Raw genomic sequence first — 14,187 nt, forward strand, 5'->3', positions numbered from 1 at the left:
CGCTAAACGAGCGTGCCCAAGGCAGCAAGCAGCATCCCCGCCAGCGCGAAGCAGAGCAAGAGCATGAGAATGCTGGGGCGATAACGCAGCTGCCAGACCAGCCCCGCCAGCACCAACAAGGCATCGGGCCAGGCGAGGATGGCACTGGTTATCACAGGCGAGATCAACGCCGCCAACAGCAGACCCACCACGGCAGCGTTTAGCCCCATAATGGCGCCGCGAAATCTCGCCCGCCCCATCAAGCCATGCCAGCTGCGCAGTAAGGAGAGTTGCAGCAAAAATCCCGGCAAGAAGATGGCAAGGGTCGCCACCAGGGCCCCCTGCAGCGGCGACTCAAACCAGGATTCGGCGCCGAGAAAGGCCGCTAGGGTAAACATGGGGCCCGGCACCGCCTGCGCCAAGGCATAGCCGGTCAGGAAACGTTCATTGGTCAGGTGCTGCCCCACGCTCGCCTCCAGTAGCGGCAGCACCACGTGACCACCACCGAACACCAAGGAACCTGCCTGATAGAACTGGGCAAACAACTGCACCAGACTATGGCCAGTCCCCAGCCAGAAGAGCGACAGGCCAAACAGCGCGATAAACAGCGCCAGCGGCAACATCTGAGGTCGCAAGGTATCAACTGCATCGCCTTGAACGCCCTCCTGTCCGCCCTTCTCGCCATCTTGCAGCGCTGCTGGCGCCAGTAACAAGCTCCCAAACACACCGGCCAGAAGCAACATGCCCAGCTGGCTAGCCAGGGTGCCGACAAACAGGGTTAGCGAGGCACAAAACAGCATCAAGAGCCTAGTCGCGCCGCGACGACAGAACTGGTTAAACATGCTCAGAACGGCATCGGTCACCACCACGACCGCCATCAACTTGAGGCCATGGATAAGCCCCTGAAACCAGCTGGTATCCAGCCAGCTGACACTCGCCACCGCCAGGAGATAGAGCAGCAGAAAAGAAGGTAAGGTAAAGCCGAGAAACGCGGCGATGGCACCAAACAGCCCCGCCCTGTGATGGCCGATGGCAAAACCGACCTGACTCGAGCCCGGCCCTGGGATCACCTGACTCATGGCGACGATGGCACCGAAACGCTCCGCGTCCAGCCAGCCGAGTTCATCGACGAAGCGCCGCTTAAAATAACCTATATGGGCCGCTGGCCCCCCAAAACTCATCAGTCCCAAGAGCAGAAACTGCTTAAACACCTCACCCAATTGGTCACCCTCCGTTAAGCCAGAGCCGAGATTTGGCCGCGCCGCTATAGTTGTGCGCAGCCTTTTGAAATACAGGTTGATTAGATTATAACAGACAGATGACCGTCTGATGACAGACCGGGGAGTGTTAGGGAAGCTTAGAGAGCTCTGCGGCTAGTCACCAATGCGCTGCAACATCACCAGCACCTCGAAATGATCCGTGTGGGGGAACATATCAAACAGCTGTACCTTGGTCACCCGGTAGCCGGAGATGGCATGCAGATCTTTGGCCAGGGTCTTGGGATTACAGCTGGAGTAGAGAATCGCCTTGGGGGCAAACTCGCTCAACGAATGACACAACGCCTCGCCAATTCCCCGCCTTGGCGGGTTAACGATAATCAAATCCGGCTTGTCTTCGCCGCGGCTATCGCTGGCAAAGCTGGTCGAGTCCAGGGCGGTGAAACGTACGTTTGTCAGCTCAAGAGTCTCGGCGGACATCTTGGCGCAGGCGATCGCCTCGGCCTCGATCTCGATACCGGTAAGCGCCACCTCTTTCGAGGCGCAGTGCAGGCCGAAGCCGCCGACACCACAGAAGAGATCCCAAATAGACTTAGGCGCCAGCTCACGGGTCCACTCCCGCGCGCTCTGATAGAGCTTAGCCGCCACCTCGGGATGGGTCTGAAAGAAGCTCTTGGGGCGAATGTAGAGGGGCACCAGATTAAACACCTCCTCCAGCCGGGTCGCCTCGGTGAGGAAAATCTCCTCCTCCCCTTCTAGGATGGCCATATGCACGGGTTGCAGATTCACCGACACCACCTTGATCTCGGAGTGCTCGGCGAGCAGCGCGGGGAGTTCACGTTCGATACGGGGAATCGCCTGCTGGCTTCGCATCACGAAACGCAGCATATATTCACCGCGCACCTGACTGCGGGTCAGCAGGATAAACTTAAGCTCGCCCTTGGCCTTGTCCACTCGGTAGGGCGGAATACCGGCCTGGCGCACGAAACGCTCTAATCTGTGCAGCAACTGCTGCATATCTTGAGGATAGAGGCTACAGTCACACAGGCTTACCGCCTCGCCGCTGGGGCTCACCAGTCCGAGCATCGGCTCATGGGCCGCGCCCAGTACCACCATCTTCGCCTTGTTACGAAAACCACTTTCTGGACCCACCACGGGTGGAAGCCACTGCGCCACGGGCAGATCCTTTAGCAGCGCCTCAAGGGTCGCCGTTTTCGCCGCCACCTGTTCATTCAGGGGCGTCTCGATATGACGACAGGAAAGACACTGATTAGCATCGAAATAGGCACACTTCACGGATGATTTGCTCGCAGCTTGGCTTAAAAAAGGCGCCCTACTTTAGCCTTTTTGAGGAGAAAAATCACCTTTCCCCGTCGGCAATTGGTTGCCCGATGCTTCATCTGCCACAGGGGGGAGGCGCAACTTATCGACATCGGCTCGCACCGGCTTAGGCCCGCGGCGCGCCTTGACCCAGGCCAAGGCCTCCTTGGCCGTGTGCCTGAAGGTGGTGAGCTTACCGCCATAGACGGTGAGTAGGTTGGGATGGGTATCCCGTGACAGCATCATGGTATCCCTGGGCAGATCGAACGCCTCCCCACCTCGCTTGGGCAACACGCGCACGCCACAGTAGCGCCCTATGATGCGCGCCTCCAGCCCAGCTTCGGCCTCACACAGGGGAAAGTAATGGCGGTAGATCCCCAGCAGATAGGTTTCCTCGGCTGGTGTCACCCCCGCCGCCTCCACGTTATCGATTGGGGTCTCGGTAGTGCCTATCATTGTCTTGCCCTGCCAGGGCATGACAAACACCACTCGCTTGTCGAAGATAGACTCTAGGTAGAAGATGCCGCTCGGCGCTGGGATGTCCAGCACTAAGTGGCTCCCTTGCACCAGCTCCACGGGCGAGACCTCGACCTTAGGGATGACACGCTCAAGCGTCTGATTCACCCAGGGGCCGGTGGCATTGATGACGCAGCGACTACTGAGGCGGCGACGCTCGCCGTCAACACTAAAGCTAACGATACAGGAGTCAGGCCTGTGCTCTATCTGCTCCAGGCTGACATGGGTCAGCAGCTCGGCGCCCAGTTGCCTGGCACTCTCGGCCACCGCGCGAGTCAGGGCACCATCGTCCGTCTGGGCGTCCCAGTAACGAAACACGGCGCGCAGCCCCTTGAGTTTGAGGCCCGCAAGCTCACTCCAGCGATTGGCCGCCACAGACTGAAACTGTCCAAGGGGATCCAGTTCGCTCAGCAGGGCGTACAGACTCAACCCGGCACGAATGGCCAGGGGACCGCGCTGACTGCCCCGATAGATAGGAATATAGAAAGGCACAGGCTTGACCAGCTCGGGGGCCAAGGTCAGTAGTGCCTTGCGCTCGGCCAAGGATTGGCGCACCAAACCAAGTTGGCCTGACTCTAAGTAACGCAGGCCGCCATGAATCAACTTGCTCGAGTTGGATGAGGTCTTCTCGCCCAGATTATCCTTTTCAAGCAGCACCACTGAGTAGCCAGCCGCCTGGGCACACTGGGCGATGCCCACCCCGGTAATACCGCCGCCAATCACTACTAAATCCACTGCTTGCATATCGCGTCCTTTCGCTAAATGAATCTAATTAGATTACTCCTGGCCCGCCGCTTCCAGATAACGGTAGGCCTTGTCACACAGGCGCTTGAGTTCAATAAACTCCTCGGGCTCACCTCCCAGTTTGCAGAGCATCTGCATCGGAATCGATTTAGCCTGCTGCTGTAACGCCTTGCCGGCATCGGTCAGCTGGAGCACTCGCACCCGCTCATCGGCCTCGCTGCGCCCACGAGTCACCAGTCCTTTGGCTTCCAGGCGTTTCAGCAGCGGGGTCAAGGTGCCCGAATCCAGATGCAGCTGCTCACCTAGGGTCTTGACGCTGATGCCCGGCTCTTGCCATAAGACCAACATCGCCAGATATTGCGAATAGGTCAAGTCCAGCGCCTCCAGCAAGGGACGATAGGCGCGCACCATGGCATTGGCAGCGCTATAAAGCGAGAAACAGATCTGATTTTCGAGGGCCAGGGGGTTAGGCTGAGTATCTTGGCTCTTGGATTGACTCATGAATTGGATCGCCATTATTAAATTGCACACAACTTTTACCAAGTTTACGCCATGTGCAGGCCAAAGTGAAAAATTATCAAAAAATTTTTTTACTGCATAGTTAGTCAATAATCTGTCATCTTTACAGTGACTTATTAAAATAATTAAGTAAAACCATTTAGATGCGGATCGACTGAAACCTGACACAGGGTTAAATACGCAAAAAGGCTGGAATTTTCGCCCATCTCCTACATCAAACATGGTTGCTTTTCGAGCGATAATCCCCTAAATTTCCCCTCCTAATTCAGCTTAATACTCTAAAAACACAATGGAGGTGTTCACTATGAAGCGATTGCTACTGGTGATGTTGTCATGTCTCTTTACCGCCCAAGCCGGTGCTGCCTGCCCGCAAAACATCAGCTTTGGCGATATCCCCTTCGAGAAAAACAGCTCTTACTTCGATAGCCGATATGCCAAACAGCTGCAGCAACTTATCGAGAAGACCCAGACAGATAGCGGCTACCTGCTACTGGAGTTTCCCCTCTTTAAGGGCGAGACAGATAAGAAGCTCAGAGAATACAATTTCTGGCTCGCCAACCGCCGCATCGAACGGGTCAAGAGTTTCCTGACCAAGGCCGACTACAACCAACCTGTGGTCACCAAGTTGTTAACCGCCAGCAAGGAAGATACCCGCACCCTGAACATCCACTGGTGCCAGCAGAGCGAGCAGGCAACTGTCATCGCCAGCACCAAAGCTCCAGCCCACCAGCAGCTGAAGTAATAGGTTCAAATTCCAGAGCCCGCCTCCCTGTAAAAAGGCGAGGCGGCAAGTTGACGATAGGCTAAAATCCGCGCCAGTTAACACTTCCTGTACATTTCAAGATTTGCGTTGCAAATCTGAAACATAAACTTACCCTCCCCCACCACGCGCAGTACACTGGAGGCAGAGGATTCACGCCTTTGTCATCGTCTATTTGGCAAATCAGCTCCCGGGGAGGGATTATGTTTAGAGCCCTAATTTTTTGTTTTCTAATGATCTCGAGCGCACTACCCAGTTTCGCACAGGCCGAAGAACAGCCAGCACCTCAAAATGCCACCTGGCATTATGTCGACGCCGACGGTCAGCTGAAGATTAAGCTCTATTTCTTCTGGTCTAAGACCTGCCCCCACTGCGCCGAGGCCCACCCCTTTATCGATAGACTGCCGGAAAAATATCCCTGGATAGAACTGGAGTCACACATGGTGTCTCAGGCGGGCACCCGGGAAAAATGGCAGGCGGTCGCCGAGCAGACCAAGATTGCCGCCCGCTCTGTGCCCTATATCGCCGCCTGTGAACAGGCTACCGTGGGCTACAGCAGCGAGGCCGTGACCGGACAATTTATTCTGCAGCAGCTCAAGGCCTGTTATCGCGCCTTGGGCGGCGTGGTAGATGATAACGACCAAGCGACTCAGACTGGTACGGCAGCCACTGAGGGCGAGCCGCTGTTTGCCACCTGTAGCGCCAGCAGCGAACCCGGCACCTGTGACCTGGGACTGGAGGAAAGCACCGCTACCGCGCCGGCCACTAAGGTACAACCCATAGAGCTGCCACTTATCGGCGTGGTCGCCCCCGAGCAGCTCTCACTGCCCGTGCTGACCGTGGTGCTGGCCGGGGTCGATGCCTTCAACCCCTGCGCCTTCTTCGTGTTGCTGTTCTTGCTCTCTATCATGGTCAACGCCAAGAGCCGCAGTCGCATGTTGATCGTCGGCGGCATCTTCGTCTTCTTCTCTGGCTTTATCTACTTCCTGTTTATGATCGCCTGGCTCAACATCTTCGAGCTGCTGGGCGCGGGTAGCGACGGTGGCCTCATCATTCTCGGGGCGGGGATCATGGCGCTGATCGCCGGTGCCATCAACATCAAGGAATACTTCTTCACCAAGGGGGAAGTCAGCCTCTCCATGTCGGCGGAAAACCGCACCGGACTTATCAAGCGTATGGGTAAGCTCACCAGTGCCAGCAGCATGGCAGCGATGATAGCCGGCACTGTGATACTAGCTATCCTGGCCAACGCCTATGAGCTGCTGTGTACCGCGGGCTTCCCGATGATCTACACCAGCGTACTGTCAATGCATGAGCTGCCGGCCTTCGAGCGCTACCTCTACCTGGCCTTCTACAACATCGTCTATGTGATCCCGCTGGCGGCTATCGTGATCGCCTTCAGCGCCACCCTGGGTAAGCGCAAGCTCACCGAGAAAGAGGGGCAAACCCTGAAACTCATGTCGGGGATCATGATGATAGGTCTGGGCGGCATGCTGGCGATCGACCCGACCACGCTGCAAAACGCTGGCCTGGCCATTGGCTTGATCTTCGCCTCCATCGGCCTGACCTTCATCATCAGCATGGGACGCAAATTGATAGAGAGACGCCGCGCCACCAGTTAATTTGGCAAAGGCTAAAGTTTTCCCAAACGCTGCCGATAGCACTATAGTTAACCTATACATAATCGGTTAACTATAGGCTCTCACCCAGTTTAAGGCGGTAATCATGGCAATAACAGTTGGAACCAGTAATCTACAACCTAACCTAAGCAATGGAAGCGTTGGGGTTAAAGTTGCACAGCTCGCCAAAGAGCAGCAGCAAGCAGAGGGAGAGATTGCACTACAACTGATTGAAGCGGTTGACTCGGCGCCTAGCACAGGGCCTGTGGGAAATAGTGGTCACAACATTAATACCACAGCTTAAATCAGAGCGAACTTCGCAAAGCCCTTATCATGAGGGCTTTTTTATGTCCTTATTTATCGCAGTTTGATGTTGCCTCAGGCTCATCACTCCCCTGGCCAACCTCAAGGTTTGCCGACATCTGACAAAGATATTTGGCTAACACGGTAAAAAAATACTAAGCTGGGCCGACCTTGCTATATGCCCAGACGTGCATCTCAGACAAAATTGGGTACCCAAACTACTGACAGTTATCAAGTCAAAGATAGTAAGGCACAGTAAAGCTGGTCACAATCTAGTGGAAGATGAATTATGGAGGATAACAAGATGCGAGGAGCTGGCGGTAGTTCTGGAGGAATAGGCCTGTTTTTAGTAGGCCTAGTAATGATGTGCGGTGGTTTCTACCTACTGCTAAACGCCATTTCCGTGACCTCAAACTTTAGCCTTGGCTATCGGCTCTACAATGTCGGTGGCATGGGGATCACCGGCGGCACCATACTGATCCCGCTGATCTTCGGCATAGGCATCACCTTCTACAACGCAAAAAACCTGCTGGGTTGGCTTTTGACCCTGGGGTCACTCACGGCGCTTATCTTCGGCGTGCTGGCCAGTGTCAGATTCAATCTCAGGACCATGACCACCTTCGACCTCTTGGTCATACTGGTTCTGGCCGTGGGCGGCCTGGGACTGTTTTTACGCTCACTCAAAGCCATAGATGCCAAATATAGCTGAGGCAAAGGCCCTTCTGCCTGCCTAGCCCTCAGGGAGATTCACAGGGATCAGGCTAAATGGTGGCTGACAAGCTTGTCGTCGGTCTCCTCCGCCTTGGCTACCCCGCAATTAAATCGATCCCGCCCCTGGGACTTACTCAGGTAGAGCAGCCTATCGGCGCTGACCAGCAGTTCGTTGGCATCCAGCCCAGGTTGCCACAGGCTGACCCCTTGAGAGACGGTAACATAATCCCCCAGCGTCGAGTCTGGATGGGGGATCTCGGCGCTCTTTAGCCCATTACGGATCTGCTCGGCAATATGACGCGCCCCATCGAGATCGGTATCGGGCAATATGATGGCAAACTCCTCGCCGCCATAGCGCGCCGCCAGATCTCTTGGGCGTGACGCCACGCCGCGCAGCACCTCACCTAGCCCAATCAAACAGAGATCGCCTTCGCCATGACCCAGGCTATCGTTGAGGCGTTTAAAGAAATCCACATCCAGTAAGATGATGCTTAGGGGATCGCCGGTGCGCTCGGACGCCTTGATCTCAAGCGCCAGCACCTCGTCGAAATGGCGTCTATTGCTCAGGTCAGTTAGACCATCGATGAGCGCCATACGCTTAAACTGCTGCAACAGCTGCTGTTTCTCGGCGTCGCGCAAGATTGCCTTACGAAACCACTGCAGCAGCACCTTCTGCCCGGTAATGATGATTACCAAGAGACTGATAAACTTGGTCAGGGCAAAGATAGGATTTTCAGGGATCTCGATAAGCCGAGTCACCAGGCTAACCAATAGCAGAGGCACCACACTGACCAGTAGCCAGCGGCGAACCGGGAAAAGAGAGATGGCGAAGGTAAATACCAGCACGTCGATAACCGAGTCGACGGTGGCAAGAGAGCCATATTCGCCCAACAGGTTATAGGAGCTGGTCAGCCAGTAATGTCCAACCACATAGTAGATCCAAGCGACTTCGAGTACCAAGAGGTAAGCCAGCACCAGCCCCATGCGATGCTGCTCAGGCTGACGATAGAGAATCCCCGCCAGACCAAACAGGGCGATACTCAGAGTAGGCATCTGCAATACTAAGAGATCCTGTAGGGTTAAAACATGATGCTTCTGAAGCATGGTCGCGAGGAAGATGGCAACCAGCAGGAACACTGAGAGATAGGCGGTCCACTTCACCGAGCGGCAAAGATAGATGTGGGTCTCTTGGATTAGGAGTTCGTCAAAGCTTTTTGGCTTACTATTCATCGTGTCTGTGCCCGCCCTCTTCTGCTTTCGTCATAAGCTTAAGTAATTATAAAGACAAAAAAACAGCCAGCATAAAGCTGGCTGTGTATTTTGTGGCATTTTGTATATTTAAGCGGCTACCGCATTCGCCGGCTCACCGAGGCGGATCAGGTAGTCGAAGGCACCCAGAGAGGCCGTCGCGCCGCTGCCCATGGCGATGATGATCTGCTTATAGGCAGAGTTGGTCACATCGCCCGCGGCAAATACCCCCGGCAGTGAGGTCTGCCCCTTGGCATCGACGATGATCTCGCCGCGTTCGCTAAGATCTACTGTGCCCTTGAGCCACTCGGCGTTAGGCACCAGACCGATTTGTACGAAGATACCCGCCAGGGCAACATGGTGCTGCTCACCCGTGGCTCTATCTGTGTAGTTAAGGCCTTGTACCCGTGTGCCATCGCCCACCACTTCTGTGGTCATCGCCTGGGTGATGATCTCGATATTGCCCATGGAGGCCGCCTTACGCTGTAGTACCTCGTCGGCGCGTAGCTTGCTGTCGAACTCCAGTACGGTGACATGCTCGACGATATTGGCCAGATCGATGGCCGCCTCAATGCCCGAGTTACCGCCGCCAATCACGGCGACACGCTTGCCTTTAAACAGCGGGCCATCACAGTGTGGGCAGTAGGCAACGCCTTTGCCGCGATACTCTTTCTCACCCGATACATTCATCTCACGCCAGCGAGCGCCCGTCGCCAAGAGTACCGTCTTGCTGCGCAGCAGTGCGCCGCTTTCGGTCTGGATCTCAAACAGCTCGCCCGACTTGAGGCTCAGGGCGCGCTGGTTATCCATGATATCGACATCATAGTCCTGTACGTGGGCTTCCAGATTAGCCACCAGCTTAGGCCCTTCGGTCGCCTTGACCGAGATGAAGTTTTCGATGCCCACGGTCTCGGCCACCTGGCCGCCAAATTTGTCCGCCAGGATACCGGTTCTCAGCCCCTTGCGGGCTGCATAGATGGCGGCAGAGGCGCCGGCTGGGCCACCACCGACTACGAGCACGTCGAAGGCCTCTTTCTGGCTGAGCTTTTCCGCCTGACGGCTGGCCGCGTTAACATCCAGCTTATTAAGAATTTCGACCACGCTGATACCACCGACAGAAAACGGCTCGCCGTTGAGGTAAACAGAAGGCACCGCCATGATATTGCGCTCGTTCACTTCATCCTGGAACAGGGCACCATCTATCATGGTGTTTTGAATATTGGGGTTGATCGCCGCCATCATGTTGAGCGCCTGTACCACCTCGGGACAGGTTTGACAGCTGAGTGACACATAGGTCTCGAAGCGATACTCACCCGGCAGGTCACGGATCTGCTCGATCACCTCGGGGGCGAGCTTGATAGGATGGCCACCAGTGTGTAGCAGTGCCAGCACCAGAGAGGTAAACTCGTGCCCCATGGGCAGGCCGGCAAAGTGAATCTGACTACCGGTTTCGGGGCTGGTCACTGTCATTGACGGGGTGCGCTCACCCTCAACTTGGGTCAATGACACTAATTCGGAAAGCGCGGCAATATCGGTTGCCAACGACAATAATTCTTTTGCTTTAGGACGCTCATCTGCCGATACGACAAGTTCAACTGGGCGCTTGAGGTTTTGCAGATAGGTAGTCAGCTGATTTTTCACATTCGCATCTAACATGATAACTCCTAGGAAAAAAGTGGCTCCCACAGGGAGCCAAAACATAGGGGAAAAATTGCCGGCTCGCATGCAGGGGGAGGTGAACCGGCAATGAAAAAGAATGATGATTAAACGATTTTGGCTTTCGCCGGGTTGCCCGAGATGATGAGGCCCGGGCAACCTTTAGCAGAGATCTTAGATCTTACCGACCAGGTCAAGTGAAGGTGCTAGGGTCTCTTCACCTGGCTGCCATGCTGCCGGGCAAACTTCACCGTCGTGAGTCGCTACATACTGAGCCGCTTGAATCTTACGAACCAGCTCAGAAGCGCTACGACCGATACCTAGGTCATGAACCTCGGCAACCTTGATCTGACCCTCAGGGTTGATCACGAAGGTACCGCGCAGTGCCAGACCTTCTTCTTCGATCATCACGCCAAAGTTACGTGAGATAACACCGGTTGGGTCGCCGATCATTGGGTAGTTGATCTTGCCGATAGTGTCTGAGCTGTCGTGCCACGCCTTGTGAGTAAAGTGAGTGTCGGTAGAAACTGAGTAAACTTCGACACCCATAGACTGCAGCTTCTCGTAATGGTCAGCCATGTCACCCAGTTCAGTTGGGCAGACGAAAGTGAAGTCGGCTGGGTAGAAGAAAACCACTGACCACTTACCCAGTAGGTCTTGCTCAGTCACAGAGACGAAATCGCCATTGTGGTATGCAGTGGCTGAAAAAGGCTTGATTTCGGTGTTGATGATTGATTGAGTCATTGCTTGCTCCAGTGCTCGTTATTAACAGTAATTTGTGGGGTGTGGCGTCTGCCGTGACCCCGTGTTCTTTGTCGATGAGGAGATAATAACGAGACCGGACAATTAAATATAACGGGTAAAAACTATCATACTAATCGGTTTTTAAGATTGAACTATCTGTGGTGGCAAAAAACCGATTAGGCCAACACCTCAGGATCATGACTCCCAGGGTTCGAAGCGCGTCAGGCTGCGACTCAGGGGAAAATCCAACTGTTGCGACAACTGCTGTGCCTCGGCCTTAAGACCACTGGCACTTATCTGACGCACCTGTTTGCCGGCGAGTACCACCCAGTTGCCACCGCCGGTCAGGCAGGCGCGTACGTCACCGAAATGTTGCTCTAGCAGAGTTAGCAAGGCGGTGTTGCGACTATGTTCCTTCCAACAGTTAAGCACCAGATACCCCTCTGCCTTAAGCAGGGCCGCGGCGTTGGCGATGAAGGTCTCGCTTAGCTGCTGCTCGTCCACCCCGTCACCATGGTAGATGTCGGCGAAGATCACATCGGCCTTCTTGTGGTTAGCCTCGCTCAGGAACTCGTTGGCATCTTGGTGGATTAGGTTGAGCTTCTTCCCCAGGGGGAGCCAGAAGTAACGCTTGGCCACCTCGATCACCGCCTCGCGCAGCTCGACGGCGGTAATATTGATCCCCCGGTCGAAGTTACGCAGTGCGTGGATCAGGCCACCGCCACCCAACCCGAGGACTATCACCCGCTTGGGCTTAATAAACAGCAGCACCAACAACATGGCCTGCAGATAGGTATGCATGGGCACATGCAGCGCCGACTTAAGCAACTTGCTCTGCTCATCGTTATCGCCAAAGGAGAGCAGGCGAACCTCCTTATCTTCCATCACCAGCAGGGGGCCGTGGTCATCTTCGCCGGCATAAAGGGTGGTATAATCTGACATCTGTCTCTCCGTTGCTGCGCCTATGCCTAGGGCTTCGATGAATGGCGCAAAAAATGCCGCAGTAAAAGCCGCTAGTATGCCGCAAAATCGCAGTTAACACAGCAGGCAAATCCTTTTGACTCTATAAGTGAAGGATAAGGCTAAAGGCCAAAAACAGGCATGAGCATCCCCTTCCCTACTCAGCCCACTTTTGCGCGCTGTATTCGCCCCCACATTTTCGCCTTGCAATCGGCCCGGCATTCTCACATTGCAATCATGCGAGGCTTGTAGTATTTGTTTGAAATCTTTGACTCATTTGTGATTGACCATGACACAAACCCTGCTCATCAGCTGCCTCTATATCGGCATCTTCATCTTCGCCCAACGTCTGCTGACCAACTGGATCGCCAGGCTTTCCGAGGCTAAACAGGTCTCCTTTAAGCGCACCAAGATGGTGACCCAATATATGACCTACCTGCTGTTTATCATCATCGCCTGCCTCTGGGTGGTGTCGCTGGGCATAGAGTATCAACAGGTGTCCCTGTTTATCTCCTCGGTATTTGCCGTGCTTGGCGTCGCCTTGGTGGCCCAGTGGTCGATTTTGAGTAACATCACCGCCGGGATCTTGATCTTCTTCGTCTTCCCCTATCGCATTGGCGATCGCATCAAGATTATCGACAAGGATGAAGATGTCAGTGGCATCATCGCCGAGATCAGCCTGTTTCACGTGCTGATAGAACGCTGCGACGGCATCACCATCACCTACCCTAACAACCTGATGCTACAAAAAGGGGTGTTGAAACTAACTCAGGCAAACACTCAAGCCAAGCCCTTGAGTGAATCGCCCGAGAAAGACCATACTCAAGTACAAAGCGATTAACAGACAGGGGGCCTGCGATGCTCACGACATTACTCTATGATCCGCAAAATAATTCGCTCACCCGGGGCGACGCATCGCAAATTGCCAGCTGGCAGCAGCGCGACGACACCATACTCTGGCTCAACATCGACGGCGAGATAGACGAGCAGCTGAGTAATTCGCTGCAGCGAAATTTCGGCCTGCACCCACTGGCACTGCAGGATGCCTCGCGGGATCGCCACCCCCCAAAGATAGAAGACTTCGATGACCATACTTTTATGTTGCTCAGGGGGCTGTCGGCCGACTCTGACTCTATCAACTGCGACAACATAGTGCTGGCGCTGTTTGTGGGGCCTCGCTTTATCGTGACCCGTCACAGCAAGCGTTCGCTCTCCATCGAACGCACCATGACGGCGCTGGAAGCGGGCGAGCTGTCGCTGAAAAACACCGGCGCCGTGGCACTGAAACTGAGTCGCTATGTGATCAAGCGTTATCATAAAATCCTATTCGATCTCGAGAGCCGCCTAGAGGAGCTGGAAACCGTGATGCTGACCACGGCGGATGACAAGATCTTGGCCGAGGTCGTGTTGTATAAGACAGATCTCACCCGCCTGAGGCGCAACTTTCACTACCACGTCGAACTGTTCGACAGCCTGCGCAGCGAGCCCTCTGTGCCTTTCGATGACAGCCTGTACCATGAGATCAACGACGTCTGCGAACACCAGCACAGGGCCGCCAGCCTAGCGGATCTCTTTTATCAGGTCTCAAGCGCTCTCATCGACGGCTATATCTCCATCAGCGCCCATAGACTCAATAACATCATGAAGGTGCTAACCATCATCACCGCCATCTTCGTGCCACTCACCTTTATCGCCGGCATCTATGGCATGAACTTCGAGTATATTCCCGAGCTGAAACATAAAGATGGCTACTTCATCGTCTGGGGTGTCATGCTCAGCATCACAGCCGTATTGATCTGGCTGTTCAGACGTCGCAAGTGGCTGTAGCCAAAACTAAACAGAAAAAGGCGAACCTAGGTTCGCCTTTTTTACTGACCGGATATCGCTATTT

At 54.8% G+C, this 14,187-nt stretch carries 14 protein-coding genes; 6 read left to right on the forward strand and 8 right to left on the reverse strand.

All coding sequences use genetic code 11. The features are described 5' to 3' along the window. Nucleotides 1–2: 2 nt before the first annotated feature. From chrA to L1D47_RS07525, 4 genes are all read right to left on the reverse strand, one after another. Entirely contained in the window at nt 3–1,199 is a 1,197-nt protein-coding gene (gene chrA / locus L1D47_RS07510) for a chromate efflux transporter (protein WP_239883702.1), read from the reverse strand. 153 nt (nt 1,200–1,352) lie between these two features. Continuing rightward, nucleotides 1,353–2,492, reverse strand: coding sequence for a 23S rRNA (uracil(747)-C(5))-methyltransferase RlmC (rlmC, locus tag L1D47_RS07515; RefSeq protein ID WP_239883704.1), 1,140 nt, complete (start codon nt 2,490–2,492; stop codon nt 1,353–1,355). A gap of 42 nt (nt 2,493–2,534) precedes the next feature. After that, nucleotides 2,535–3,776, reverse strand: coding sequence for an FAD-dependent oxidoreductase (locus tag L1D47_RS07520; RefSeq protein ID WP_239883705.1), 1,242 nt, complete (start codon nt 3,774–3,776; stop codon nt 2,535–2,537). A 33-nt stretch (nt 3,777–3,809) separates the two neighbouring features. Continuing rightward, complete coding sequence (locus L1D47_RS07525) at nt 3,810–4,292, reverse strand: MarR family transcriptional regulator (protein ID WP_041510137.1); 483 nt, start codon at nt 4,290–4,292, stop codon at nt 3,810–3,812. Nucleotides 4,293–4,599: 307 nt separating this feature from the next. On the opposite strand from L1D47_RS07525, the gene L1D47_RS07530 reads away from it, so the two are divergent. From L1D47_RS07530 to L1D47_RS07545, 4 genes are all read left to right on the forward strand, one after another. Then, the gene (locus tag L1D47_RS07530) at nt 4,600–5,037 is read left to right on the forward strand and encodes a hypothetical protein (RefSeq protein WP_239883708.1); all 438 of its coding nucleotides are present in this window, start codon (nt 4,600–4,602) and stop codon (nt 5,035–5,037) included. A gap of 221 nt (nt 5,038–5,258) precedes the next feature. Continuing rightward, the gene (locus L1D47_RS07535) at nt 5,259–6,677 is read left to right on the forward strand and encodes a cytochrome C biosynthesis protein (protein ID WP_239883709.1); all 1,419 of its coding nucleotides are present in this window, start codon (nt 5,259–5,261) and stop codon (nt 6,675–6,677) included. A gap of 103 nt (nt 6,678–6,780) precedes the next feature. Beyond that, the gene (locus L1D47_RS07540; RefSeq protein ID WP_239883711.1) at nt 6,781–6,978 is read left to right on the forward strand and encodes a cytoplasmic protein; all 198 of its coding nucleotides are present in this window, start codon (nt 6,781–6,783) and stop codon (nt 6,976–6,978) included. Nucleotides 6,979–7,281: 303 nt separating this feature from the next. Continuing rightward, complete coding sequence (locus tag L1D47_RS07545) at nt 7,282–7,686, forward strand: hypothetical protein (RefSeq protein ID WP_239883749.1); 405 nt, start codon at nt 7,282–7,284, stop codon at nt 7,684–7,686. A 47-nt stretch (nt 7,687–7,733) separates the two neighbouring features. Here the strand turns inward: L1D47_RS07545 and L1D47_RS07550 are convergent, their stop codons facing one another. The 4 genes from L1D47_RS07550 to L1D47_RS07565 all read right to left on the reverse strand — a co-directional run bounded on the left by L1D47_RS07550 (nt 7,734) and on the right by L1D47_RS07565 (nt 12,278). Further along, entirely contained in the window at nt 7,734–8,918 is a 1,185-nt protein-coding gene (locus L1D47_RS07550) for a GGDEF domain-containing protein (protein ID WP_239883713.1), read from the reverse strand. A gap of 108 nt (nt 8,919–9,026) precedes the next feature. Beyond that, on the reverse strand, nt 9,027–10,592 hold the full coding sequence (ahpF, locus tag L1D47_RS07555) for an alkyl hydroperoxide reductase subunit F (protein WP_239883715.1): 1,566 nt from the start codon (nt 10,590–10,592) through the stop codon (nt 9,027–9,029). A 174-nt stretch (nt 10,593–10,766) separates the two neighbouring features. Next, nucleotides 10,767–11,336 carry an alkyl hydroperoxide reductase subunit C gene (gene ahpC, locus L1D47_RS07560; protein ID WP_041510132.1) on the reverse strand — a complete coding sequence of 190 codons (570 nt, stop codon included), beginning with the start codon at nt 11,334–11,336 and terminating at the stop codon, nt 10,767–10,769. Between the two features lie 195 nt (nt 11,337–11,531). Further along, nucleotides 11,532–12,278 (reverse strand): fused MFS/spermidine synthase, encoded by a 747-nt coding sequence (locus L1D47_RS07565; protein ID WP_239883717.1) that lies wholly within the window; start codon nt 12,276–12,278, stop codon nt 11,532–11,534. A gap of 307 nt (nt 12,279–12,585) precedes the next feature. Between L1D47_RS07565 and L1D47_RS07570 the strand changes: the two genes are divergently transcribed. Continuing rightward, nucleotides 12,586–13,137, forward strand: coding sequence for a mechanosensitive ion channel domain-containing protein (locus L1D47_RS07570; protein ID WP_239883719.1), 552 nt, complete (start codon nt 12,586–12,588; stop codon nt 13,135–13,137). 17 nt (nt 13,138–13,154) lie between these two features. Then, on the forward strand, nt 13,155–14,123 hold the full coding sequence (locus L1D47_RS07575; RefSeq protein WP_239883720.1) for a magnesium transporter CorA family protein: 969 nt from the start codon (nt 13,155–13,157) through the stop codon (nt 14,121–14,123). Nucleotides 14,124–14,187: the final 64 nt, after the last annotated feature.

Source organism: Shewanella sp. Isolate7 (genome assembly GCF_022398425.1).
Taxonomy (GTDB): domain Bacteria; phylum Pseudomonadota; class Gammaproteobacteria; order Enterobacterales; family Shewanellaceae; genus Shewanella.

What these genes read in the sequence shown, in the direction of transcription:
- L1D47_RS07525 (WP_041510137.1), bottom strand. Translation starts at nt 4,292, where the DNA reads ATGGCGATCCAATTCATGAGTCAATCCAAGAGCCAAGATACTCAGCCT.
- L1D47_RS07520 (WP_239883705.1), bottom strand. Translation starts at nt 3,776, where the DNA reads ATGCAAGCAGTGGATTTAGTAGTGATTGGCGGCGGTATTACCGGGGTG.
- L1D47_RS07565 (WP_239883717.1), bottom strand. Translation starts at nt 12,278, where the DNA reads ATGTCAGATTATACCACCCTTTATGCCGGCGAAGATGACCACGGCCCC.
- L1D47_RS07570 (WP_239883719.1), top strand. Translation starts at nt 12,586, where the DNA reads ATGACACAAACCCTGCTCATCAGCTGCCTCTATATCGGCATCTTCATC.
- L1D47_RS07550 (WP_239883713.1), bottom strand. Translation starts at nt 8,918, where the DNA reads ATGAATAGTAAGCCAAAAAGCTTTGACGAACTCCTAATCCAAGAGACC.
- L1D47_RS07540 (WP_239883711.1), top strand. Translation starts at nt 6,781, where the DNA reads ATGGCAATAACAGTTGGAACCAGTAATCTACAACCTAACCTAAGCAAT.
- L1D47_RS07545 (WP_239883749.1), top strand. Translation starts at nt 7,282, where the DNA reads ATGCGAGGAGCTGGCGGTAGTTCTGGAGGAATAGGCCTGTTTTTAGTA.
- ahpC (WP_041510132.1), bottom strand. Translation starts at nt 11,336, where the DNA reads ATGACTCAATCAATCATCAACACCGAAATCAAGCCTTTTTCAGCCACT.
- ahpF (WP_239883715.1), bottom strand. Translation starts at nt 10,592, where the DNA reads ATGTTAGATGCGAATGTGAAAAATCAGCTGACTACCTATCTGCAAAAC.
- L1D47_RS07530 (WP_239883708.1), top strand. Translation starts at nt 4,600, where the DNA reads ATGAAGCGATTGCTACTGGTGATGTTGTCATGTCTCTTTACCGCCCAA.
- L1D47_RS07575 (WP_239883720.1), top strand. Translation starts at nt 13,155, where the DNA reads ATGCTCACGACATTACTCTATGATCCGCAAAATAATTCGCTCACCCGG.
- L1D47_RS07535 (WP_239883709.1), top strand. Translation starts at nt 5,259, where the DNA reads ATGTTTAGAGCCCTAATTTTTTGTTTTCTAATGATCTCGAGCGCACTA.